This window comes from Chishuiella changwenlii (genome assembly GCF_900142565.1).
GTDB lineage: Bacteria > Bacteroidota > Bacteroidia > Flavobacteriales > Weeksellaceae > Empedobacter > Empedobacter changwenlii.
This window is the reverse complement of sequence record NZ_FRBH01000004.1, coordinates 135,198-157,672: the sequence shown is the minus strand read 5'-3', so window position 1 is coordinate 157,672 and position 22,475 is coordinate 135,198. Positions and strand designations below refer to the sequence as shown.

The following is a 22,475-nucleotide window of genomic DNA, read 5'->3' as shown; positions in this document are numbered from 1 at the left end:
GTATTTTTAATTCGCTTCCATCATGATTGGTCGCTCATCATATTTTAAAACAGTAATTACTTCTTCTTTGTTATTAATAAGTAATTTTTTCTCATCTAGCTCAACAATAAAATTTCCATTGTAACCAGTTTCAATGCGATTGTATTTATTGTCTATTACGATATTACCTTTCTTATCAATCATTCCCCATTTATCAGAAGTATAATGTGCTCCAGAAGAATAATTTCTTTTTCCATAAGCTGCAAATCCATCCGAAAAAGATAACATAACACCTACAAATTGAAAATCAATTACCGTTTCTCCTTTTGTATTAATATAACCCCATTTTCCATCTTTCAGAACAGGAGCTAGACCTTCGCTGAATTCATTTGCTTCATCATAAATAAGTGGAATTGTGATTTCTCCTTTTTCATTTGCAAAACCAAATTTTTTGTCTTTTTCTAACAGGATTAAACCTTCGTTATATGTTTGATAATCTTCTTTGTATTCAGTTGGGATTAGAATTTTACCATATTTGTCAGCCATTCCTTTTTTACCATTTTTTTTCAACGAGATAAAACCATCATCTTGTGTAAAAACAAATTCGTATTCAGGGGCTAAAAGTACATTTCCTTTTATATCTATAAGTCCCATTTTTCCTTCTTCAGTTTCTTTAAAAGATAACGAATGTCCATTGTTATAATCTGCTAAATAAGCGTAACGAAAAGGAAGAATAACGTTTCCTTTAAGGTCAATAAGTCCATATTTTCCATCTTTTAAAGCATTAACATATCCATTTTCAATTTTTCCGATTCTTTTGTACTTATTAGGGATTAGAACTTTTCCATTTTTATCCATTAATCCAACTAATCCATCTTTGGAAAATGTGATGATACCTTCCTTTAAATTATCAAAATAGACATCCTCTAATTCGGGTTTTATTTTATATTTTCCCTTTTTATTAATAAGCCCATATTTACCTTTGTTTTTTACTATAGAAACGCCTTCATACATTTCATTTGCAAAATCAAATTCTAATGGAATAACAATTTTCCCTTTACTATTAATAAAACCATATTTTTCGTTTTTCTCTACAGGAAATAATCCTTCAGAAAAACTTCCTATATAGTTAAAAGTTTCATTTGTGATTGGTTTTCCTTCCTCATTAAGGATTTGAAGTTTTCCTTCTTCGCCAGCGATGTAGTAATTAAATTTATCTTTTTGGGCAATTAATGAGTTAGATAAAAGTAGCAATGTAGAGCATGCAATAGAGTAAATAGTGTGTTTCATTTAGTGTTTTTATTTAGTATTGTATCTGATATTTTATTGGAGTAAAATCCAATTAAAATTTCTCATCGAAAATAAGATAATTTTTTTAAGATTTTCCTTTTAAGATTTAGATACATTTTTTTGAGAAAAAACACTCAATTTTATGATGCTTTGTGAAGTCTGTTTTTCTGAAATTGCTTACTTAAAAAAATAAGATTTTGATGTAAGTAATACTGTTAATCAATATCTTCAAACTGTAATTCATTATTTATTTTGCTTATACTAATACGTCTAAATGTAGCAGCATATCCTTCGCGTCCACTTGGTTCAAAATATTCTCGAACAAAAGAGCTTTCAGTTTCATAATTTTGAATTATTTTTTTTCCAAAATATCTATTTTGAACTTTTTGATACATGAATGTATCTATGGAGTCTGTGTTAGATGTGAAATTATCAGAATTTTTAATTCTAGTTATAGCTTCTTGTTTATCTTGTGGGGAAATGCTTAAAGTAAAAGTATGATAGTAATCTCCAATAGCACTCATACTTTTATTTGTTAATAACTCGAAATCGTCTTTTAATTGAATGTTTTGTTCCTCTACTAATTCTTTTGCACTGTTTTTAGAGAATAGTTCGTCACTAAACATCGTATAAAAAACCATAGTTAATACAAAAATTCCATATAAGATTATTAGATATTTAGCGATTTTAGGATAGCCAAGTTTTTTAGGAATAAAATATAGTAATAATCCAATTCCAACAGGAATTCCAATAAATGCTAATATAAATAAGAACATAAGCAATAGCGAGTCTATATCCATTTGTAGATTATAATTTTATTCTATTTTTTTAGAATTTTTAATTGACTATGAAATTCAGTTTTCCACATATAAACTTCATAATAATCTTCTCCTTCTAAACCTGTTTCATCTAGAGTATTTAATTTACCATAGCAAATACGTACTCTATAAATACCATTGATTAATGGGATTCTTAGTGCATCTGGGAAATAATCTGTGCAACCAGCAATAACAATTTTTCCAGATTTTACATCTAAATCACATTCATTTACTTTATCGTAGGATTTGAAATTATCTTCTTCTGGTTCAGAATTCAAAATTTGTAATTTAACTGGAACATCCATATTTCTTGCAGTGCCAATTCCTATAATTCCATCTGCAAATGCAATCATATTTTCTACAGCAAAATCTGTCCAATATTCACCTAAATTACTTTCAGAATTTTCGTCTGAAATATAAAATTGAAAGTAATCTGCAAAAAGTTCTAAGTTGTATTCTTTCATTATAAAATTTATTATCGATGTACTAAAAAAGAGAAACTACAAGTTTCTCTTTTTTTGTTAAATTATTACTCATTATGCCATTCCCCACGATGAGGTATAAGTGCATCGCGAACTTTCATCATTTCAGATTCTACTACCACCAAATAAGCAACTGCATATTCTGGTTCAATCTCTACAAATTCCGAAAGTGAACTTTGTAACTTTTCTTTTTCTGCATACTGTTTTAAATGTATAGCATGATGTTTTGCAGTCGGTATAGCATCGGGACCATAAAAATCCCATATTAATTTTAGTTTCTTTTCCATTTCAAAAAAATCTTTCCAATTATAATTTTGTTGTTATCCCAAGATCTTTATCTTCTTCAATTCTACGTTGGCTACTCACTAACCATAAACCGATAAAAGTTAATAATCCATTTAGGATAATTAATTCTACACCAATTCTATAATCTGTAAAGTTTGTAACCAATTCGTTGATGATATACGTTATAACTGGAGCTAATAAAGCAACAATTACAATTGCAAATTGTTTATAAATATTTCGTTTCGTTAAAATTCCAAAAGCAAATAATCCTAAAAGAGGACCGTAAGTATAACCAGCAACCTCCATTACAAGGTAAATAATAGATTTATTATTGATAATTTTAAACAGCATAATCAAAATAAAGAAAATGATTGTGAAAATTAAATGAACTCTTATTCTGATTTTCTTTTTCTCTTTTTCAGTTTTATTTTCATCATTATTTAAGTTTAATAAATCCACACAAAAAGAACTTGTAACAGCTGTTAAGGCACCATCTGCAGAAGGAAATAAAGCAGAAATTAATCCAATAATAAAAATAATTGCAATAGCCATTGGGAAATGTTCTCCTAAAAGAGACAAAGCAGGAAACATATCATCTCCCATAATATTTTGTCCGCCTTGTTGCATCATAAAACCGTCAGCAGTGTAAAAACCTCCTTTGCTCATTGCATATAAATAAAGCAATCCACCAAGAAAAAGAAAAGCAAGATTTACAATAAGTAAAGTTCCTGCAAAGGTTAACATGTTCTTTTTTGAGTTTTTTAGATTATCTACAGAAATATTTTTCTGCATCATTTCTTGATCTAATCCTGTCATTGCAATTGTAATAAACATTCCTCCTAAAATTGTTTTTAAGAAATAGGTTTTAGAATTAGGATCAAGATTAATAAAGTGCGTATAATTCTTTGCTTGCATCACATCATAAGCCTCACTAACAGATAAATTAAGTTGAGATAAGATAAACCAAATACAAGCAATTAAACTAATAATCATAAATGAAGTTTGTAAGGTATCAGTAACAACAATTGTTTTTACACCACCTTCAAACGTGTACAATAATATCATTAATAATAAGACAAAAGTTGTTGCCCAAAATGGAACTCCAAGATTATCTAATAAAAATATTTGCAATACATTAACTACTAAATACAAACGTGCTGTAGCGCCAATTCCTCGAGATATAATAAAGAATACCGAACCCATTTTATGTGCTTCTACATTAAAACGTTTTCCTAAGTAGGTATAAATAGAGGTTAAATTCATACGGTAATACAAGGGTAATAAAACTCCTGCTACGATAAAGTAACCAAGGAAAAAACCAATTACCATCATGTAATATTCGAAACCACCATAAATGTATTCTGTCCCCGTTAGTTTTCCAACTGTCCCCGGAACAGAAATAAATGTAACACCACTTAAACTTGTTCCAATCATACCGAAAGCTACTAGCCACCATTTACTTTTTTTATTTCCGTTAAAAAAAGATTGGTTGTCCGAATTTCGGCTCGTGAAGTAAGAGATAACTAAAAGTCCCACAAAGTATACGATGACACAAAGCAGTAAAATTGTTGAATTCATATTGATATTTAGTAAATATGTCCAAATTTAGTATTTTTGAGTAAATGAGGAAGATTAATTTTACACAGATAAAGTGTAAATTTGCATTCTATAATTTTTTTATCAGATGAACTATCCCAGTAAGGTACTAGAAAAAGCAGTAGAAGAAATGTCTAATTTACCAGGAATTGGTAAAAGGACGGCATTGCGACTGGTTTTACATATGCTTAATAGACCAAAATCTCAAACTACAGCATTGTCTGAAGCGTTAGCACATTTGGTGAACGATGTAAAATATTGCAAACATTGTCATACAATTTCTGATGATGATGTATGTGAAATTTGCAGTAATCCATTGCGTGACGAAACAACAATTTGTGTTGTAGAAGATGTGCGAGATGTAATGGCGATAGAAAATACAGGTCAATTTAGAGGTCAATATCACGTTTTAGGAGGTAAAATATCGCCAATGGAAGGGATTGGACCAGGACAATTAAATATTGATACTTTAGTGAATCGTGTAAAAAATGAAGAGGTAAAAGAAATTATTTTTGCATTGAGTTCTACAATGGAAGGTGATACGACAGTCTTCTATTTATATCGTCAGTTAAAAGAAACTAACATTATTTTTTCTACTATAGCTAGAGGGCTAGGAGTGGGAGATGAGTTAGAGTACGCTGATGAAGCTACTTTAGTTCGTTCTATTCAACATCGTATTCCTTATTCAGATAATAAGTTTTAATAAAGTAGCATATTTTTAACTTTCCTTTTTTTGACATTGGTTTGTAATTTGTTGTATGATTAAAAGATAATTATACATCATATTCTATTCGCTTTAAAATTATTTAAATATTGTAGTTATTTGTATCTTTATAGTAGCAATTAGTTACTTATTTACCATACCTAATACTTGAAAAAAATATAGACGGTATTCCTGTTACAGACTTCTTTTTTACTAAAAGATATTCTGTATCTAGGATTTAGAATTACACTTTTTACATCAATAAAAAAATAAGGAATCATGAGAAATCTATTCATCATTGGAACAATTCTTATAACTGGCGTTTTATTTGCAAGCTTCGGTTGTAAGAGTAATAAGAATAAAGAAAAATTAATCAGTACAAACGAAAATATTATGGACAGTAATTCAAACGAAATATATTTTGCAGGAGGTTGTTTTTGGGGAACAGAACACTTTTTTAAACAAGTACGTGGCGTAACCAAAACAACAACAGGTTATGCAAACGGAAAAATAAAAAATCCTACTTACGAAGATGTGGTTTCTGGCGATACAGGTTTTGCCGAAACAGTAAAAGTAACGTATGATCCGAAAGTAGTAGATTTAGGTTTGTTGATCGATTTATATTTAAAAACAATAGACCCTACAAGTCTTAACAAACAAGGAAATGATAGAGGAACGCAATACAGAACGGGAATCTATTTTAATAATAAACAAGATGAGAAGCTTATAAAAGAAAAATTAGCTGCTTTATCAAAACAATACGATCAAAAAATTGTGATAGAAGCAGAGCCAATTCATAATTTTTATGATGCAGAAAATTATCATCAAGATTATTTAACTAAGAATCCTGGTGGATATTGTCATATAACACCGGCTATGTTTGAGATTGCACGCAATGCAAATCCTGCTTCTAAAAGTGAATATACTAAAAAGGATAAAGAAGAACTTAAAAAAGTTTTAACTCCTTTACAATACGAAGTAACGCAAAATAGTGCAACAGAAAGACCTTATAGTAACGAGTATGATAAAGAGTTTAGAGAAGGGATTTATGTAGATATTACAACTGGTGAGCCTTTATTCGCTTCTTCAGATAAATATGATGCAGGTTGTGGTTGGCCAAGTTTTTCTAAACCAATTAGTCCAAAATTGATACAAGAAGAAAAGGACAATACTCTTGGAATGGAAAGAACAGAGGTGAGAAGTAAAACAGGTGATGCTCATTTAGGTCATGTTTTTGATGATGGTCCTAAAGAAAAAGGAGGATTAAGATACTGTATTAATAGTGCTTCTTTAAAATTTATTCCATTAGCAGAAATGAAAGCGAAAGGATATGAGAAATACATTCCCTTAGTTGAGAAGAAAAAATAAAATCAAAAAAAATCCCAATGTTTACATTGGGATTTTTTTTGATTAATCTGAAATCATATAGCATCGTTAATTGCTATTTCTTTTATTCTTTCTATCCATTGCAATCTTTCATTTTCAGTTAAATCATTCAAAGGACCAATAAAATTATTTTCTATGGATGATACTCCACAGTATTCTAAAATTCCTTTTTGTAATTGAACAAGTCCACTTAAATGATATGTTTTCTCATATTCATGATAAGATAAATCGCCCGCAGTAGTAATTATTCTAGCTGTATCACTTGTTAACAAACCTTGAGTGGTTTTGCCTTTAATTGTTTTGAAAGTAATGCTGGGAAGAAAAGCTCTATCGAAAAAACCTTTCATTATAGCAGGCATTCCTAACCACCAAATGGGATGTATCCAAACTTGATGATCGCTCCATTTTATAGTTTCTAAAGCTTGTACCAAATCTGGTTCTAATTCCATTCTTTTCTGATAACCAAATTCTAAATTTGGATTAAACTCTAATTCTCCAATTGAAATATATTTAACTTCTGCACCTTTATTTATAGCAGCTTCTATGTAGGCATTTGCTAATGCGTGATTAAAACTTTCTTTGTTAGGATGACCATTGATTACGACTATTTTTTTCATTTTAATTGATGTTTAATTTGATTAAAAATTTTTACTTGCTGATGATAGAAATTATCTGATAAAGTACATTCAAAGAAATCGAAAGCATGAACAGCTCCCTTTATTTCATATAAATTGACCATTATTCCAGCTTCTTTTAATAAGTCAGCATAAATTACTGCTTCATCTTTTAATGGATCTAATTCGCATGTTATGATGGTAGCAGGTGGAAGATTTTGAAAATTATCTTCTAGTAATGGAACAGCATATTGAGAAGGATTGGATAACTGATTGTTTAAATAATGTGTCCACATCCATTTAGCAGCTTCTTTTGTTTGCATTGGTGCATTTGCTAACTCTTGCATAGAAGTAGTTTGCAAAAGATGACTCATAGGAGGATACAATAAATACTGATGATTAATCTTTACTTCTTTTTTATCTCTTGCCAAATGAGTAATTGAGGTAGCAATTGTAGCTCCAGCACTACTTCCTCCAATAATCATTTTCTTTTTATCACCATCTAATTGTTGAGCATGTTCTGATAACCATAATAATGTGTCGTATCCATCTTCCATTGCAGCAGGAAATTGATATTCCGGAGCTAGTCTATAATCAACAGACACAATTAACAATTCAGCGTCTAAAGCTAATTTGTAAAAAATGAAATCATATTGTTCTGGTGTTCCATAAATAAATGCACCTCCATGAAAGTAAATTAAAATAGGCAGATTTTTTTTACCCTTTGGTCTGTAGGTTCTTAATCTAATTGTTCTATCTTTTTCAGAAGAGGGTATTTCGATATTTTCAAGATGTAATTGTTTTGGAATTTCAATAATTTCTCCAATTGTTAATCTAGCTTCGTCTTCTCTTATTTTCTCTGGATGATTAATTAGTAAATCCTCATATTCAATTTCATTAAAGGGACTTGATTGTATTGCTTTCCATAATTCAGGATCTATTTTTTCTATAATCTTATTCATAATTGGATAGAGTTAAATTTGTACAACAATTTTTCCGACAGTTCTTCCTGTTTCAATTTCTAAATGAGCTTTGTGCATTTCATCAAAATCAAAAACTTTAGAAATATGAGGTTTTAAAATATTTTGCTCTAATAGATTGGCAATAGATTCTATATCATGCTTATTAGAGAAAACAGACATAAAATAACAAGCATGTAAATTTTTTTCTTCTGCTTTTAATTCATCATCTTTTGTATGACCAGAAGGTAGCGTAACAATAGAACCAAAATGTTTTAATACGCTTACAGATTTCTGAAAATTCTCTCCTCCGATAGATTCCAATACAAAATCTATATCATGAAGTAGTTTTTCAAATGAAGCTGTTTTATAATCAATATGTTCATCGGCTCCAAGATGTAAAACAAAATCTCTGTTGTTGGCAGATGAACTTGCAATAACATATACACCGATATATTTTGCAATTTGTATCGCAAAATGACCTACACCACCAGCCGCAGCATGTATAAGAACTTTATCTTTTGGTCTTAATTTTCCGTAATGATGAAATGCTTGCCAAGCTGTTAAAGCAGCCAAGCAACTTGCTGCTGCTTCTACATGAGTTATATTTTTGGGTTTTAATGCTAATTGATTAGCTGGTGCTGCAACATATTCTGCATAAGCTTTTCCATGTCCAACAAAGTTTATCATTCCAAAAACCTCATTACCAAGTTTAAAATTGGTTACCTTATTTCCAATTTTAATAACTTCTCCAGAAATGTCCCAACCCAAAATTAAAGGAGAATAAATTTTTAAATCTTCAGCTAAAGGAGCTTGTCTGTTACGCACTTTTATATCGACAGGATTAATACTAATTGCTTTTACTTTTATAAGAACTTCATCTTCTTTAATTGTAGGAGTTTCTATGTTTTTATAGATGAGGTTTTCCACACCTCCAAAATTTTCTAATACAATCGCTTTCATATAATTAATTTATTGATAAGCAAAAATAGACCGATGAATAAGATAAAAACAGGTACATTTTAAGTGTATTTAGGTATCTTTGAATGATGGCAAGAGAAAATATTTATCAATCACTAGAGGTGTTTTATGAAAAAGTAGATGAATGTCCTTTAAGAGAAAGAGCTTTTAATTTTTTCGAGATGGTATATGTCATAGAAGGAGTGGGGCTTCATACAGTAAATGGAAATAGATTTTCTTACAGCAAAGGAGATTTATTTCTTATTACACCAAATGATTCTCATGATTTTGATTTAGATGGTACATGTGAATTTATGGTGATGCGTTTTGGAGAAAATTATATTAGAGAATACCAATGGAAAAGTATAGATCACATTGAATGTTTATTGTATTACGCCTCTGACTTATCGGGTTCGTTACTTGTGAATGAACAAGACAAAAAAATAGTCGAATCATTAATTCAGAATTTACAACAATCAGTAGAATATGTAGGAATATATACCGAAGATTTAATTCGACATCTGGTTAATTCTATTTTGGTAATTGCAGCAAGAAACTTAGCGCTTGTAAAACCGAACTCGACTTCGTTAACTATTGACCAACGAATTCTTCAGGTAATAGATTATATACAAGAAAATATCCGCTATCCAGAATTACTTAGAATTACAGTTATAGCAGATAAATTTGGTTTTTCGCCTACTTATTTAGGAAGCTTTTTTAGAAAACAATGCAACGAATCATTACAGCATTATATTTCTTCTTACAGAATTCGATTAATTGAACATCGTCTACGTTTTAGCGATAAACGAATTCATGAAATAGCTGATGAATTTGGATTCACAGATGAAAGTCACATCAATAAATTTTTTAAAAGACATAAAGGTTTAAGTTTAAAAGCTTTTCGAAATGTAGAGGCTTAGAATAGAAAAACATATTTATTGGTAGATACAGAATCTATTTTATGTTTTTTATTTAATTTTATTCAGTTAAGAATAAAAGAATGATTAATTATAACAATAAAAAGTTTCGTCCTGTAAGTAATACAGAAAATGGAGAAACGACGAATGAAACAGTTTTTCATTACAAACAGACCGATAATATTTTACAAGCAGAATATGCTGGTGGACAAATAAAATACGGACACTTAATTGGTTTAGTAGATGAAAATGGAACTATAGACATGCGTTACCATCAAATTAATACAAAAGGAGAATTAATGACGGGTGTATGTAAATCTATGCCAGAGATAATGAGTAATGGAAAAATTAGATTACACGAAGTTTGGGAATGGACATCTGGAGATAGATCGAAAGGAGAATCCATCATCGAAGAAATATAAAAGAACGATAAAAAAGGTTATTTAATTAAATAACCTTTTTCTTTATTTCATAAACATAATTTAATCTCGAAGGCTCACCAAAATAAGCCACTTCTTGTTCCGCTATTTTCTCAGCTCCAATTCTTGAGATTGCAATTTGAGAACGAATATTATCTGCTCCAATATGAAAATGTACTTTCGAAACAAATTGAAAAATATAGTCTAACATTGTTTCTTTTACCAAACGATTAATTCCTTTACCCCACGAATCAACACCATAAAAAGTATAGCCAATAAATATGCTATCTTCTTCCTCGTTATAATCATAAAATCGTGTACTTCCAATTACATTTCCAGTTGCTTTATCTACAATTAAAAAAGCACCTTTACTTTGTAACGCGCCATCAAAAAATGTTTTAAAAACATCTTTTTGCCAACGGTTTTTATTAGGATGTTGTTCCCATATCTTAGGATCGGAAGCAACAGCATATAAAACATCAAAATCTTTATCTTGTAGAGGATAAAGAATCGTTTTTTCATTCTCTAATTTAGTCTGAATGCTAAAGTTCATATTCAAGAATTTTATAATTTATAACACTTTTTTCATCATGATATCTGTTTGCTCATCATTTCCTAATCTGAAAACATGTTTATCAAACGCTACAAAACCATTCTTTTCATAAAATCGAATAGCTCTAGGATTCTCTTCCCAAACACCTAACCAAATATAGTTTACATTTTTATCATTGGCTATTTCAATTGCTTTCTCATATAAAATTTGACCTACTTTTTTACCATGATATTCCTGTAAAACGTAAATGCGTTCAATTTCTAAACTACTTTTATCCTGTAATTCGGTTTGAGAACTTCCAAAATTAACTTTTAAATATCCTATTACTTCATCATTGATTGTAGCAAAATAAAACGCTGAATTTTCATTATTTAATTCTTCTGTTAGTTTATCTACCGAGAAACCATTCTCTAAATACTCAGACATATTTTCTTCAGAATTACTTTCCGAAAAAGTCTCAAAGAAAGTTTGTCTACCTATTTTTTGTAACGTAGTTAAATCTACTGTTGTAATTTTTCTAACTGTTATATTTTCCATTTCTGTCTTATCCTATTTTAAACATTCCATTCGTAATTTAGCCATGCTGTATTTTCTTTGGCACCTAAACGCTCATAAAATTTTTTACCACCATCATTCCAAGGAGCGACAGTCCATTTTATTTGAGTACAATTATTTAGTGTAGCTTCTTCTTTTAAAGCATTCATTAATTCTTCTCCAATTTTTTGACCTCTATATTTTTCATCAACATAAAGCTCTTTCATATAAATAGCAGGTCTGTTTTGAGCTGTATAAGGAAGAAAATAATAAACTAAAATTCCTGCAATATGCTTATTATCTTCCGCTATAATACAATAAAAATCTGGAGGATTTTTACGAAATCCCTTCTCTTTTACAATTTCGGGTGTAATTGCAAAAACATCAATATATTTTTCGAATATGGCTAAATCTCTCATCAGTACCCAAAGCTTTTCACTATCAGCTTCAGTGGCCTTTCTTATTTTAATTTCTGATTTATTCATTATTTCCTATCTAAATTATTAATTCAAAATTAATTATAGATTGGATTATATTTGTAGACCAATACTTATAAAATGGATAGTCCAATTTTAGAAAATATTTTTCGAGAAATACAGTTAGATACTTCAGCAGAAAGAGCAATTTATCTTCAATTGTCGGATGCTATACTTTTGCTTATTAAAAAAGGAAATTTAAGGTCGGGACAAAAATTAATTTCATCAAGAGATTTAGCAAAATTAGTAGGAATTAATAGAATCACGGTATCAAAAGCATTCGAAGAATTACAAATGCAAGGTTGGCTAGAAAGCTTTGTAGGAAAAGGGACGTTTGTATCTTCTCATATTCCAGAAGTTGAACCAACAAAACTGCAACAAGATACGATTAATAAAGGTCAGAAAATAGCAGGTTTTAGTTTAAATGAAAAAGAATATCTTTCTAATCCCTATTTTGTCCCGAATGTAACTTATCATTTAGATGATGGTTATCCAGATCCGAAATTGGCACCTCTAAAAGAACTTTATAGAGCTTATCGCAATCAACTAACACGAAGTGGAATCTACCAAAAATTTGGAAGTTATGGATCTCCCGATGGTTCCGAATTTTACAAGCAAGCATTGTCTCGTTATTTAAATGACAGCAGAGGATTAAATACCACAGAAGAAAATATATTGTCTATTCGTGGAACATTAATGGGAATAAATCTTGTTTGCACAGCGCTTATTAAACCTGGAGATGTCGTGGTATCTGGTATTCCAGGTTGGCAAAGAGCAGAACATAATTTTTTGCATGCAAAAGCAAATCATATTGGTATTCCTGTAGATGAACATGGTTTGGTTATAGATAAATTAAAGAAAATTTGTAAGCAAAAAAAGGTGAGAATGGTTTATGTAACACCTCATCATCATTATCCTACAACAGTATCACTTCGGATAGATAGAAGATTAGAGTTATTGCGATTAGCGAATGAATATGGTTTTATCATTTTTGAAGACGATTATGATTTCGATTTTCATTATGCTCATCGACCATTATTACCTCTTGCAAGTGCCGACGAAAATGGAATGGTAATTTATTGTGGTTCTTTTAGCAAAAGTTTTTCTCCAGCTTTTCGTATGGGCTATTTGGTTGCATCTGAAAATGTAATTAAACATCTTGCCAATGTGCGAATGTTATTGGATAGGCAAGGAGATCATATTCTTGATAATGCAATGGCAGAGTTATTAAACGATGGTACGGTACAACGTTATGTAAGAAAGGCTTTAACTATTTATGAAGAAAGACGTGATTACTTTTGTAATTTACTAAGCAACGAATTAGATGAGGTTGTGAATTTTACGATTCCGGATGGAGGAATGACCGTATGGACAAAATTTGATAAACGTATTAATTTAGATGTTCTCTCTCAAAAAGCTTATGCTAGAGGGTTATATATATCAGATGGAAAAATGCATCAATATCCTACTTATAATGAAAATGCAATTCGATTAGGTTTTGCTTCATCAAGTATTGAACAGTTAGCTGATAGTGTACATATTTTAAAAGGGTTGGTTTGATGGTATTATTTGAAATAAACTTTAATTATAAAGAATATTACACTGTCTTTGTGAAATAAGGAATCAAGTGCTAAATTTATACAGATGAAATACATTATATTTTTACTACTATCAACATTCGGGTTTTGTCAAGAAATAACGAAAAAAGAACTAAAAGAATTAATAAATAATTCAATAAAAGAGTACTCAAAAAATAATTATTCTTCCGAACATACTATATTGACTAATAATCAAGATAGTATTTTTTATAATTCAAATGAAGTTGAGCTTTTTACAAGTTCTTTAGCAAAAGATAAAAATGAATTTTGCAGAACTGTAGAATTTAGATTCTATAAAAATGGAAAAGTAAACCTAATTGATTGTCAAAGCTCTGAGGAACCTCCATCTTGTTATGTTACTAAAGATCAGAATGTTTATAATTATAGAATTGTAAATATGAATGGTGAAATATTTTTGAATCTAAAAAATAAATATATCGAAATGAATTTCTTAGTTAAATCTAAAGAAAAACTAATGAATGATAAAAGAGTATATTATAAAATTTCTCTTCTCAAACAATAAAATAAAAAGCCAATGTTTTACATTGGCTTTTTGGATAATTATAATGTGTACAAAGACTATTTCTCTGCAATGTACTTTTTCTCACCATTTATATAAAGAGCAGATTCTTTTGTATCGAATTTATAGGTGTCATTCTGATAAAAGCTTCCTTCAGATTTTTCTAAAATTACATTTGGTTTATCTGCTAAAAATAATTCTAACTTCGATTTATCGTCATTATAAACCACAAACGCACTAATAACTGCCTCATCTTGTTTTGTATCTATTGGATTCAATCTCTCTCCAACATTAAAAACTTGAATACAAGAACTTTTTAACTCACTCCAAGTTTGTCCAGCTGCTGAGTTGCAACCATGCTCATCCTTGTTTACTCCGATTGGTTTTTCAATTGGTGTATCTAATTTTTCTGTAGAATCTTTTTTCTGATTATCACATGCTACAAAAGCTAATAATCCTGCTGATAATAATATAATTTTTTTCATGCTTTTAATTTTAAAAAATAATAAACTAAAATAGTCAAAAATAATACCAAGTGGGGTTGGGGTGTTTTGAAGAGTTTTCTTTGAGTTCATAGTTTTTTAAAAACTCTTCAAATCGGCAGTATTATTGTTCGAAATGGTAGTGAAATTCGTCTTCCCAAAAATAATAATATTGAAATTATCTCTTGTTAGCTTCTTATAATGGTTAATTCTTCCCTATAATAAATCAAACCAATAATTCGTTTTTGCATCTACTTTTCTTACATAGTTATTTATAGCAAGTTGATTTCTATTTTCTTTTACCCAGTTCATAATTATATAGTAATACCAAAATTTAATCTTAAAAACTCTCCCACTACTTGTCTTGCCATACCAACATACTCTTCTTCTGGATTTAAGAACTTTTTTAGTCTCTCCATCTCTCTTTTTAAAATTCGTTCAAAGTAAAATTTCTTTGTTGTGTCTGGAGATCCAATAGTATCATTATAATTTTCAGTGGCTTCTTTCACTCTTTGTATTTGTGCCTGTATCTCAATAAGTTTCTTTTCCCGAGATTGGACAAGATACATTCTCTGTAAAACATAAACATCTATTGATTTTTTAGCCATTATACTTTCGTTTCCATCCTCATCTTTTTTTGGGCGAATGACACCTTCCTCACCATATTCTAAATGATCTTCGGGATTATCAATACATGGATTTAGTAAAAGTCTATATGGTTCTTCATCTGCAATTCCATTAACATTATCATGCTTACGTACATATTTTGTCACATCTGACAGAGGGAATTGGTTCATTTTCCCCATTGTTTTTTTTGTTCCTATTCCGTACATGGAATGAGATAGCTTTTGATTACAATTTCTACAAGACAACAACAAATTATCCCAATCTGCAGCTAACCAATAATAACCTGGTTTCTTATCTGGATCTGCTTCTTCAATTTCTCCTTTAGGGCGAAAATGCTCAACATCCCCAGAATAAACATGCAGAAAGGTGCTTTCACAGTAGGCACACTTCCCTTTGAATAACTTTATTAAAGTCTCTTTTACTTCAGGATCAGAATATACTTTAAACTTAAAGTTTGTTTCTCCATCAAAAGCTGGATTGGTATAATATTCAATTGCCTTTTCCGTTTCTGTCTTTCCTTTTACTTTTTTATCTAATGCTAGAGGCTTAGATACTTTTGTTCTATCTACCTTTATCATCGCATTATTTTTTTGTATCTAGGGTTTTCCATATACTTTCAACCCGTTTCAATGCCTCCGTTTCTAAATCTTTTTTGATTTTCAAACCATCTTCTCTTGTCTTACGGGCAAGCAATTCATCAATTACATAATAGGTAAGCTCTTCACGTTCTGTATCTCCCAAATGTTTAATACGGGGAATAATCTGGCTTAGATCTAAAAGACGATTTTTTTGTCCTTCACTTCTATCTTTTTCCTCCAAAGCAAGAATTGCATAATATTCATCAAAAAGTCTTTCTGTTTCAGGATCTATTGTGCTTTTTAATCCAAAAAAATCGGAAGTCAATATCTGATCTACTCGTAGTTCGCTTGGATCTGGCAACTCCGTTAACGCTATTACTTCATTTTCTTGATTTTTAGTAAGTACAACAGTTTCTCCAGCTCTTAATCCTCTCAGACAAAGTGGTTCATGTGTTGTTACTACGAAGCGGATTTTAGGGAAAGCTTTTCTTAGACGTGTAACCACTTCCATTCTCCAACGTGGATGCAAATGAGTACCTATTTCATCAATAAGTACCATTCCTTCTGCTAAATCAAATGTTACATTTTCTCCTGCTAAAGTAGCCATGATATCAACCGCTAAATAGAAGATCGATCTATATCCATCACTCAGTTCATCAATTGAAAAAACATCGCCATTCCTTTTTATTACTGGTTGATTTTTTACAATACTTATAGTGTCATCATTTTCCAGAAGCATTAAATCTTTTAGAGATATTGCAACTCGGTCAAAAGCATCTTTATCTTTCTTGAATAATTTAACTAACCAACTATCAGCATCTATTAGAGAAAATGTATAGTCAAATAGATTTTTGGCTTTAGCTCCGTAAAAATCTCCTTTTTCAGGTTGAATTTTTCCTTCTTTTGGTTTTAAACGTATAGAATTATAAGCTACAATATTAACTATAGGCTGATGCAGTGTAGTTTTAATTTCTGTTTTATTAAAGGTCACCTCTATAGGTTGTATTGCTCCTACAAGATGTATTCGAATAAATCCATTTCTTGCTCTATGTTTTAGAAGGTCTTTACCTTTTATCTCTAATTTTTTTAGATATTCTCCTCCACATAAGCCAATTACTATAGCTTTTAATAAGGAGCTCTTGCCTACACCATTTTCCCCTAAAAATAATAATCAGGGTTCATTTTTTATCTCAGTACTTTCAAGCTGATTTGTAATTTCTTCTATATTGCTATCATTAAGATTAATCTGAATATTCGAGAAGCATTTAAAATTATTTATTTCGATTTTTTCTATATAAACATGTTTTAATTGATCGATATTTAGCTTCTCTTCGATTATTTTTTTTTCTTCTTCGTTAAGTTGCTCTATGCTTTGGAAGTTCTCCAAATATTTCGATGTTTCTTTAAGGGGAATATATTCTTTGATAAATTCTCGATTATATTCTCTATTGGATAAATATCCTTGAACATTAGGATTATTAGCAATCCATTTTGAAAGCATATATCGTTGAATCCCTAAATAAGTATTTTCTGAAAATTGTGTAAATAATAATTCCCAATCTTCTGCAATTTTTTTTATTTTCTTTCGATTGGTTTTCTCTCGTCTAAATAACTTTGTAAATAGTTCCCATTCACTATAGAGGTCTTTTAATTTTAAACTTCTTGCTTCAACTAGTTCATGACGATTAAGCTTTAGTATTTCAATTGTAATTTTTCCTTTTGAAGTTAAAAAATCAACTTTTCCATCCTCATCATATATGAGATGATCTTCAGGTCTATCATTACAAGGATCAATTAGCAAAGCTTTTTCTTTAAATATAGTTTCTTCATACGGAGCCAATATATTTATTCGATGTCCTTCAACTGGAAACCAAGTAGATTTATATCTATTACACATCTGACAAGAATAATATATATTTCTCCACTCATAGGATAGCCACCAATAATGTTCATTGGAAAAATCTGTTTCTAATCCTCTTGCACCACCCTTAGGTCTAAAATGATCTAAATCGCCAGCAGCAGCAGCAGGATGGATTAGGGACTCACAATAAGCACATTTATGTTTAAACAAGTCTTTTAAAGGATATTTTATTTCTTTAGCAATTTTTACATTAAACGGATTGGAAAATCTTCTTTGACTTTTATTTCCTTCAGAAGATAAATAGAATTCTTCCAGTCTTTTTTTTGCTATTTCGACTTCCTTTGAATAAAAAACTTCTGGCAGAGAAATGATATTTCTTTCTACGTAAATCATTTTGTATGTTTTTTAGCAAATTTTTCCAAAATACTTGAACTCGGGTGGCTAGATAGTGAAATGAGCTTATTCGCTAAAGCCACTGGTACAATTGAATTATCATACATATCACATCTTAGCTTTTCTATATTCCAAAGTATTGTATCCAGATTTTTAAAATCAGTCTTTTGTGGATTCAGTACTATGTTTTCATTTTCAACAGGAAGTGTAATAACATATACTCTTTCATCCCTTGACTTAAAAATAATCTTCGAACTATAATATGAAGTATGTGCGTATGGTTCTGGGTTATCAGAAGGACCTGGTAAAATATAAGTGTAAATGTGTTTATTGTTAAGCAATAAAGCTTCTCCTGGTTCTAATAGATTTTTGATTTCATCTGCATGTTCTACAAATGCTCCTGATTTTTCTAAACCTGCTAAAAATAAGTTATGATTACTAAATAAGTAATTACATAATTTCCGAACATGTTTATGCATATTGGCTGTTTGTCCAAAAAATGCTAGCGGTCCATCTTTAATAAAGAAAAATTTATCCAGTAATTTAGGCTGTGTTTCTTTGATGTACTTGATTGTATGTATAATGTTTATCTGTTCGATTAAATTAACTAAATAGCCAAGGATACCACCAGCTCCGAGTTCATCATCAATCACTTCATGTAATCTGAAACAGTCTGTCAGATATAAGATTCCATTACATTCCGGGCAGTTAGTCGTGTATTCGCTGTTGAAATTTGCACGTAAAATATTTTGATTTTTTTCTTCACAATACGGACAAGTGGTTATGTTAAAACTATCCACAGGTTGGTCAAACAAATTAAAAATTAGCCAATATGTTGTAGAAAGTAAATTATTCTTTTCATCTCCTTTCTTTCTAAAGTATTCATAAATTGTTCGGCGAACGGAATGAGTTAAAGTAATATTGCTGTTATATGAAACGTTTTTTGTTGGAAGTATTAATTTGCTTCTTTCTAAGTCTTTAAGTGCTGACATTGATTCCCTAGAAATAAATGGCATTTCGGAAATGTTATTTAAATCTTCGGTATTTAGAAAAATCTCTCCAAATTGAAAAAATGTTATCAATGAAGAAGGAAATGTTTTCTTTACCGGAATAGTAGCGTAACCACCGTCCATTGCTATAATATGCTCAATTGGATTCTCATCGGGATATTGAACTTTGATGACAAGAGATTTATCCAATTCTACTTCTTCTTCGGATTTGGGATATTCGCAATTTTCCAAAAATGATCGAACCTCTTCATCATTTATTATAAATGAATGAGATGATTTACTGGCTAATTCATCAGGACGTTTACCTGTTCTGCTACTGTATGCCATAATACTTATTTTGTAGAAGTTTCTACTGAAAATTTGTCAATCTGTACTGGTACAATGAAAGGATTAGAATAGGTCTTCATTCTCACAAAACCTTTATCGTTCTTTGCACTAAAACGAATTAATGCATCGGCAAAATCGTCGAAGTCATAATATTTTCTTAGTTCCTTTATTTCATCTTCATTATTCAAATGAGCAATGAACCAATTTTGGGTGTTCTTTAAAATATTGGAACTTATTGAACTCACTTCCTGCGTAGCGTAAATCATTCCCAGATTTAGTTTTGCTCCTTCTTTGGCAATTCTATTATATATCTGACTTAAATCTTTATCATCCTTTTTAGGAAATAAATTATGAGCTTCTTCAAAGTAGAATTGAATAAAATTATTCGGGAGACTATCTGTAAATCTAGACATTGAATCTGAAAATATCTTTTTTGATATTCGTTCAAGAAATACTTCTTGAAGTTTAGGATCTCCTTGAGATAAATCAATAATTACGATACCTCCCTTCCTTAAGTGCTTAGATATATCAACTTCAAAAGAATTATCAGTTGTATTAGTATGCATTTTCGCAACCTTTTTAAATTTGTCAAATCCACTAACTGAACGACCGTCTTTCTTTTGGGTTAGAAATACCATAAGAGATTTCATTTCATCTGAAAACCAATCTTTACCATTTTTTCTTTTATATTCAGTAAAGATTTTATCGTTTATGTTTTCCCAAGCACATAAAAACCAATTTTCAGCTTCGTCTAAAGGAATACCTTTCTCTATTTCTAACTCTTTGTATTTTTCAGATACTAATGTTTTGATTGATGCATCTGCTTTAAACTTTACTTTAAAATTTGTAGAAGGCTTAAAACCTGCTTTATTTAAACAACAGAAATAAATAGCCTTATTTTTATTATATCTAGTCCATTCATCAAAATGTTCTTTGTCCAAAGGTGGAGGGGTAAAATCTAATACTTTTAGACTTGTAATGTAGTCTCCTTTCTCTTCTTCTAAAGAAGCACATATATAGCTAAACCCAGTTACTATATCCTTATAAAAATTTACTTTCATTATTTTAAAGTCTGGGTCACTTTTTTCTAAAATACTGTACCTAATAGTATTTGGTTTATATTTTTCAAATATTGCTGTCCCCTCATCTTGTAAATTTTTATTTGCATACTCTCCATTTACATCGAAAATTAACTGCCCTACAGTATATTTAGGAGCCCCATTAGTATCAAATGATTTTAGATTTTCTTCAATAGTATCAGGAGATTTAGAAGGCAAGGTGGCGATAGCTTTACTCGATATTTGAGATGTAGCTTCAATAACCTTTTTAACAGTGTTAGACTTACCCGTTCTGGTCATTCCGAAAAGAGCTGTCCTTTTACCAAGGAGATCAGCTGGGTGAATATAAACTTCTGCCTTATCTTCTTCATTTTTGCTTTGAAATCTGAGACTTGAACTATACCGTACATGTCCAATAGAAAACTCATTATCATTACCAGGAATAATGTCTGGAGAATCTCTCTGGTTGACAATATACCCTAAAATATCTTTATTGACTTTATAAACACTATAATGATGAGCAGAATAAAAATTTTCTAAATCTGCACCAAATTCAACGTTCGTTCCATTTCTATAAAATGTTCCTAATACACGACATTCTAGTCCTGAAAAACTAAACTCATAACGTGTGAAATCATCCAGTTTAGAGCTTTTTCCTGAAGTAGGTAGGTTGTCTTAATAGTATTCTATCATAGAACTAATCATAGCACTGTCTGTGGGTAATTTAGCTGGTGCCAAGGCTCTTAGAAGAATAGCTTCTTCAACAGTTTCTTCATTATCATAAAATGCAAGTAAAAAAGTTCCTTGAGCTATTCCTTTTACTCTTTCCTTATCATCATCACATACAAGAATATTAGCTTTATTATAATCAAGTGAAAAAGGATGTCCTACAAAAAGTTCTTGCTGTTTTCCTTGTTTTAAAGGGTCTACTGATGCAAGTTGTTTTATTCTATCTGTTGTTTTCATACTTTAATTTTTTTGAGAGGTGATTTTAGTAATGGATCACTGAAGCGAACACGAGCCTGTTCTATATAATCTTCCTTAACTTCAAAGGATACCCATTTTCGGTTTAGTTTTTCAGTACAATATCCAGTTGTATTGCTTCCTGAAAACGGGTCTAGTACCAAATCTCCCTCATCTGTTAAAAACTGAATAAAGAAATTTACCAACCCACCAGACATACGAGCTGGGTGCGGTGTAATTCCTTTCTCCCTACAAGTTTTCAGAAAATAATCATTGGAATTAGTATTAGAGAAACTTAATACACTATGAGGTAATCTTACATCTCGTTTTTCATCTATAGCTTCCATCTCAAAAAAGTTATGAGCGATACTTCCTCCGTTATCTTTGAGAAATCCTTTTTCACTAATTTGATGTTCTGATGGTCGTTTTCCCGAATTATATGATTGTCGTTTTAGTAACTTCTCCATACTTTTACTGTAAGGTCTTAATACTTTACTGTTATCAGCTTTTGGGAAATCATTTTTAGAAATCCACCAAACATGTGTATAACTATCTACTGTTCTTAATCTATTGACAGTTACCCATTGAGCTGGCGAAGGGAGTTTTGAAGGGTTATAACAGATAAATTCTTGAATTAACCTTAGATTTGCTTCAGGATGTTTAACCATTCCTAAAAGACATTCTAAATGTAATAGAGATTGAACTGGTCTTTCTGGTTCCCACGCATTCCCTATTTCTATAACTAGCGAACCATCATCTGCTAAAAGGTCAGAAAATATCGGAGCTAATTTTATAAACCAATCTTTATATTCTTCTCCTTTTTCATTGCCATATTGCTTTTTATTATTCAAAGGAAATGGTGGTGAAGTAATTATTAAATTTACTTTTCCTTTTAGTTTTGATAATTCTTTATTGTTTTGTAGTAACTCTATAGAATTACCCTGTATTAACATTCCTTTTTTAGATTTATATACCTTAGAATCTACAATTTTATTTAAAGTTAATTTCATTTATAATTATATTACTTAAAGTTTTTTTTAAATTAAATTCATGCTACTCCTTCTAACTTTTAGAATAATCAAAATTA

Annotated in this window: 25 protein-coding genes; 6 read left to right on the top strand and 19 right to left on the bottom strand. The window is 30.2% G+C overall.

Annotated features, from left to right (window positions below):
• Positions 1–6 precede the first annotated feature (6 nt).
• The 5 genes from BUA86_RS05585 to BUA86_RS05565 form a co-directional block, all read right to left on the bottom strand.
• Positions 7–1,269: a WG repeat-containing protein gene (locus BUA86_RS05585; RefSeq protein WP_072930646.1), complete on the bottom strand. Its 1,263-nt coding sequence runs from the start codon at positions 1,267–1,269 to the stop codon at positions 7–9.
• A 215-nt stretch (positions 1,270–1,484) separates the two neighbouring features.
• Positions 1,485–2,069: a hypothetical protein gene (locus BUA86_RS05580; protein WP_072930644.1), complete on the bottom strand. Its 585-nt coding sequence runs from the start codon at positions 2,067–2,069 to the stop codon at positions 1,485–1,487.
• Positions 2,070–2,089: 20 nt separating this feature from the next.
• Positions 2,090–2,551, bottom strand: coding sequence for a hypothetical protein (locus BUA86_RS05575; protein ID WP_072930643.1), 462 nt, complete (start codon positions 2,549–2,551; stop codon positions 2,090–2,092).
• Positions 2,552–2,616: 65 nt separating this feature from the next.
• Positions 2,617–2,856 carry a hypothetical protein gene (locus tag BUA86_RS05570; RefSeq protein WP_072930642.1) on the bottom strand — a complete coding sequence of 80 codons (240 nt, stop codon included), beginning with the start codon at positions 2,854–2,856 and terminating at the stop codon, positions 2,617–2,619.
• Between the two features lie 19 nt (positions 2,857–2,875).
• Positions 2,876–4,432 (bottom strand): sodium:solute symporter, encoded by a 1,557-nt coding sequence (locus BUA86_RS05565; RefSeq protein WP_072930641.1) that lies wholly within the window; start codon positions 4,430–4,432, stop codon positions 2,876–2,878.
• Between the two features lie 106 nt (positions 4,433–4,538).
• Between BUA86_RS05565 and recR the strand changes: the two genes are divergently transcribed.
• Entirely contained in the window at positions 4,539–5,153 is a 615-nt protein-coding gene (gene recR / locus BUA86_RS05560; protein WP_072930640.1) for a recombination mediator RecR, read from the top strand.
• A 279-nt stretch (positions 5,154–5,432) separates the two neighbouring features.
• Positions 5,433–6,521 (top strand): peptide-methionine (R)-S-oxide reductase MsrB, encoded by a 1,089-nt coding sequence (gene msrB, locus BUA86_RS05555; RefSeq protein WP_072930639.1) that lies wholly within the window; start codon positions 5,433–5,435, stop codon positions 6,519–6,521.
• Positions 6,522–6,574: 53 nt separating this feature from the next.
• Here the strand turns inward: msrB and BUA86_RS05550 are convergent, their stop codons facing one another.
• From BUA86_RS05550 to BUA86_RS05540, 3 genes are read right to left on the bottom strand one after another with little or no spacing between them, the layout of a single operon-like run.
• Complete coding sequence (locus BUA86_RS05550; RefSeq protein WP_072930638.1) at positions 6,575–7,156, bottom strand: NAD(P)H-dependent oxidoreductase; 582 nt, start codon at positions 7,154–7,156, stop codon at positions 6,575–6,577.
• Positions 7,153–8,115 (bottom strand): alpha/beta hydrolase, encoded by a 963-nt coding sequence (locus BUA86_RS05545; RefSeq protein ID WP_072930637.1) that lies wholly within the window; start codon positions 8,113–8,115, stop codon positions 7,153–7,155. The genes BUA86_RS05550 and BUA86_RS05545 overlap by 4 nt, the downstream gene beginning before the upstream one ends.
• A gap of 12 nt (positions 8,116–8,127) precedes the next feature.
• Entirely contained in the window at positions 8,128–9,075 is a 948-nt protein-coding gene (locus tag BUA86_RS05540) for an NADP-dependent oxidoreductase (RefSeq protein ID WP_072930636.1), read from the bottom strand.
• 83 nt (positions 9,076–9,158) lie between these two features.
• Here BUA86_RS05540 and BUA86_RS05535 point away from each other — a divergent pair, with 83 nt between their 5' ends.
• Positions 9,159–9,992 (top strand): AraC family transcriptional regulator, encoded by an 834-nt coding sequence (locus BUA86_RS05535; RefSeq protein ID WP_308419242.1) that lies wholly within the window; start codon positions 9,159–9,161, stop codon positions 9,990–9,992.
• 80 nt (positions 9,993–10,072) lie between these two features.
• Complete coding sequence (locus BUA86_RS05530; RefSeq protein WP_072930634.1) at positions 10,073–10,411, top strand: avidin-fold protein; 339 nt, start codon at positions 10,073–10,075, stop codon at positions 10,409–10,411.
• A gap of 25 nt (positions 10,412–10,436) precedes the next feature.
• Here BUA86_RS05530 and BUA86_RS05525 read toward each other — a convergent pair whose 3' ends face one another.
• The 3 genes from BUA86_RS05525 to BUA86_RS05515 are packed head-to-tail and all read right to left on the bottom strand — an operon-like array spanning position 10,437 to position 11,980.
• A complete protein-coding gene (locus BUA86_RS05525; RefSeq protein ID WP_072930633.1) occupies positions 10,437–10,961 on the bottom strand; it encodes a GNAT family N-acetyltransferase in 525 nt (174 codons plus the stop codon).
• A gap of 18 nt (positions 10,962–10,979) precedes the next feature.
• Entirely contained in the window at positions 10,980–11,498 is a 519-nt protein-coding gene (locus BUA86_RS05520; protein WP_072930631.1) for a GNAT family N-acetyltransferase, read from the bottom strand.
• A 17-nt stretch (positions 11,499–11,515) separates the two neighbouring features.
• Entirely contained in the window at positions 11,516–11,980 is a 465-nt protein-coding gene (locus BUA86_RS05515) for a GNAT family N-acetyltransferase (RefSeq protein WP_072930629.1), read from the bottom strand.
• A gap of 72 nt (positions 11,981–12,052) precedes the next feature.
• On the opposite strand from BUA86_RS05515, the gene BUA86_RS05510 reads away from it, so the two are divergent.
• Both BUA86_RS05510 and BUA86_RS05505 read left to right on the top strand, forming a co-directional pair.
• The gene (locus BUA86_RS05510) at positions 12,053–13,531 is read left to right on the top strand and encodes an aminotransferase-like domain-containing protein (protein WP_072930628.1); all 1,479 of its coding nucleotides are present in this window, start codon (positions 12,053–12,055) and stop codon (positions 13,529–13,531) included.
• Positions 13,532–13,615: 84 nt separating this feature from the next.
• On the top strand, positions 13,616–14,092 hold the full coding sequence (locus BUA86_RS05505) for a hypothetical protein (RefSeq protein WP_072930626.1): 477 nt from the start codon (positions 13,616–13,618) through the stop codon (positions 14,090–14,092).
• Positions 14,093–14,148: 56 nt separating this feature from the next.
• On the opposite strand, the gene BUA86_RS05500 is transcribed toward BUA86_RS05505, so the two are convergent.
• The 8 genes from BUA86_RS05500 to BUA86_RS05470 all read right to left on the bottom strand — a co-directional run bounded on the left by BUA86_RS05500 (position 14,149) and on the right by BUA86_RS05470 (position 22,398).
• A complete protein-coding gene (locus tag BUA86_RS05500) occupies positions 14,149–14,574 on the bottom strand; it encodes a hypothetical protein (protein ID WP_072930624.1) in 426 nt (141 codons plus the stop codon).
• Positions 14,575–14,885: 311 nt separating this feature from the next.
• Positions 14,886–15,776, bottom strand: coding sequence for an HNH endonuclease family protein (locus BUA86_RS05495; RefSeq protein ID WP_072930622.1), 891 nt, complete (start codon positions 15,774–15,776; stop codon positions 14,886–14,888).
• A gap of 4 nt (positions 15,777–15,780) precedes the next feature.
• Positions 15,781–16,767, bottom strand: coding sequence for an AAA family ATPase (locus BUA86_RS05490; protein ID WP_072930620.1), 987 nt, complete (start codon positions 16,765–16,767; stop codon positions 15,781–15,783).
• Between the two features lie 180 nt (positions 16,768–16,947).
• Positions 16,948–18,030, bottom strand: a complete 1,083-nt coding sequence (locus tag BUA86_RS05485) for an HNH endonuclease family protein (protein ID WP_072930618.1) — start codon at positions 18,028–18,030, stop codon at positions 16,948–16,950.
• Positions 18,027–19,367 carry a DNA double-strand break repair nuclease NurA gene (locus tag BUA86_RS05480; RefSeq protein WP_072930616.1) on the bottom strand — a complete coding sequence of 447 codons (1,341 nt, stop codon included), beginning with the start codon at positions 19,365–19,367 and terminating at the stop codon, positions 18,027–18,029. The genes BUA86_RS05485 and BUA86_RS05480 overlap by 4 nt, the downstream gene beginning before the upstream one ends.
• A 5-nt stretch (positions 19,368–19,372) precedes the next feature.
• Positions 19,373–20,725, bottom strand: coding sequence for an ATP-binding protein (locus tag BUA86_RS05475; protein WP_342351375.1), 1,353 nt, complete (start codon positions 20,723–20,725; stop codon positions 19,373–19,375).
• A 375-nt stretch (positions 20,726–21,100) separates the two neighbouring features.
• Positions 21,101–21,391, bottom strand: coding sequence for a hypothetical protein (locus BUA86_RS16210; RefSeq protein ID WP_221405189.1), 291 nt, complete (start codon positions 21,389–21,391; stop codon positions 21,101–21,103).
• Entirely contained in the window at positions 21,388–22,398 is a 1,011-nt protein-coding gene (locus BUA86_RS05470) for a DNA-methyltransferase (protein WP_072930614.1), read from the bottom strand. The genes BUA86_RS16210 and BUA86_RS05470 overlap by 4 nt, the downstream gene beginning before the upstream one ends.
• Positions 22,399–22,475: the final 77 nt, after the last annotated feature.

Excerpts from the sequence above, each read along its gene's own strand:
- BUA86_RS05500 (WP_072930624.1), bottom strand. The coding sequence starts at position 14,574 with ATGAAAAAAATTATATTATTATCAGCAGGATTATTAGCTTTTGTAGCA.
- BUA86_RS05470 (WP_072930614.1), bottom strand. The coding sequence starts at position 22,398 with ATGAAATTAACTTTAAATAAAATTGTAGATTCTAAGGTATATAAATCT.
- msrB (WP_072930639.1), top strand. The coding sequence starts at position 5,433 with ATGAGAAATCTATTCATCATTGGAACAATTCTTATAACTGGCGTTTTA.
- BUA86_RS05495 (WP_072930622.1), bottom strand. The coding sequence starts at position 15,776 with ATGATAAAGGTAGATAGAACAAAAGTATCTAAGCCTCTAGCATTAGAT.
- BUA86_RS05545 (WP_072930637.1), bottom strand. The coding sequence starts at position 8,115 with ATGAATAAGATTATAGAAAAAATAGATCCTGAATTATGGAAAGCAATA.
- BUA86_RS05520 (WP_072930631.1), bottom strand. The coding sequence starts at position 11,498 with ATGGAAAATATAACAGTTAGAAAAATTACAACAGTAGATTTAACTACG.
- BUA86_RS05510 (WP_072930628.1), top strand. The coding sequence starts at position 12,053 with ATGGATAGTCCAATTTTAGAAAATATTTTTCGAGAAATACAGTTAGAT.
- BUA86_RS05565 (WP_072930641.1), bottom strand. The coding sequence starts at position 4,432 with ATGAATTCAACAATTTTACTGCTTTGTGTCATCGTATACTTTGTGGGA.
- BUA86_RS05480 (WP_072930616.1), bottom strand. The coding sequence starts at position 19,367 with ATGGCATACAGTAGCAGAACAGGTAAACGTCCTGATGAATTAGCCAGT.
- BUA86_RS05535 (WP_308419242.1), top strand. The coding sequence starts at position 9,159 with ATGATGGCAAGAGAAAATATTTATCAATCACTAGAGGTGTTTTATGAA.
- BUA86_RS16210 (WP_221405189.1), bottom strand. The coding sequence starts at position 21,391 with ATGAAAACAACAGATAGAATAAAACAACTTGCATCAGTAGACCCTTTA.
- BUA86_RS05505 (WP_072930626.1), top strand. The coding sequence starts at position 13,616 with ATGAAATACATTATATTTTTACTACTATCAACATTCGGGTTTTGTCAA.
- BUA86_RS05550 (WP_072930638.1), bottom strand. The coding sequence starts at position 7,156 with ATGAAAAAAATAGTCGTAATCAATGGTCATCCTAACAAAGAAAGTTTT.
- BUA86_RS05530 (WP_072930634.1), top strand. The coding sequence starts at position 10,073 with ATGATTAATTATAACAATAAAAAGTTTCGTCCTGTAAGTAATACAGAA.
- BUA86_RS05585 (WP_072930646.1), bottom strand. The coding sequence starts at position 1,269 with ATGAAACACACTATTTACTCTATTGCATGCTCTACATTGCTACTTTTA.
- BUA86_RS05575 (WP_072930643.1), bottom strand. The coding sequence starts at position 2,551 with ATGAAAGAATACAACTTAGAACTTTTTGCAGATTACTTTCAATTTTAT.
- BUA86_RS05485 (WP_072930618.1), bottom strand. The coding sequence starts at position 18,030 with ATGATTTACGTAGAAAGAAATATCATTTCTCTGCCAGAAGTTTTTTAT.
- BUA86_RS05540 (WP_072930636.1), bottom strand. The coding sequence starts at position 9,075 with ATGAAAGCGATTGTATTAGAAAATTTTGGAGGTGTGGAAAACCTCATC.
- BUA86_RS05580 (WP_072930644.1), bottom strand. The coding sequence starts at position 2,069 with ATGGATATAGACTCGCTATTGCTTATGTTCTTATTTATATTAGCATTT.
- BUA86_RS05525 (WP_072930633.1), bottom strand. The coding sequence starts at position 10,961 with ATGAACTTTAGCATTCAGACTAAATTAGAGAATGAAAAAACGATTCTT.
- BUA86_RS05570 (WP_072930642.1), bottom strand. The coding sequence starts at position 2,856 with ATGGAAAAGAAACTAAAATTAATATGGGATTTTTATGGTCCCGATGCT.
- BUA86_RS05475 (WP_342351375.1), bottom strand. The coding sequence starts at position 20,725 with ATGACCAGAACGGGTAAGTCTAACACTGTTAAAAAGGTTATTGAAGCT.
- BUA86_RS05515 (WP_072930629.1), bottom strand. The coding sequence starts at position 11,980 with ATGAATAAATCAGAAATTAAAATAAGAAAGGCCACTGAAGCTGATAGT.
- recR (WP_072930640.1), top strand. The coding sequence starts at position 4,539 with ATGAACTATCCCAGTAAGGTACTAGAAAAAGCAGTAGAAGAAATGTCT.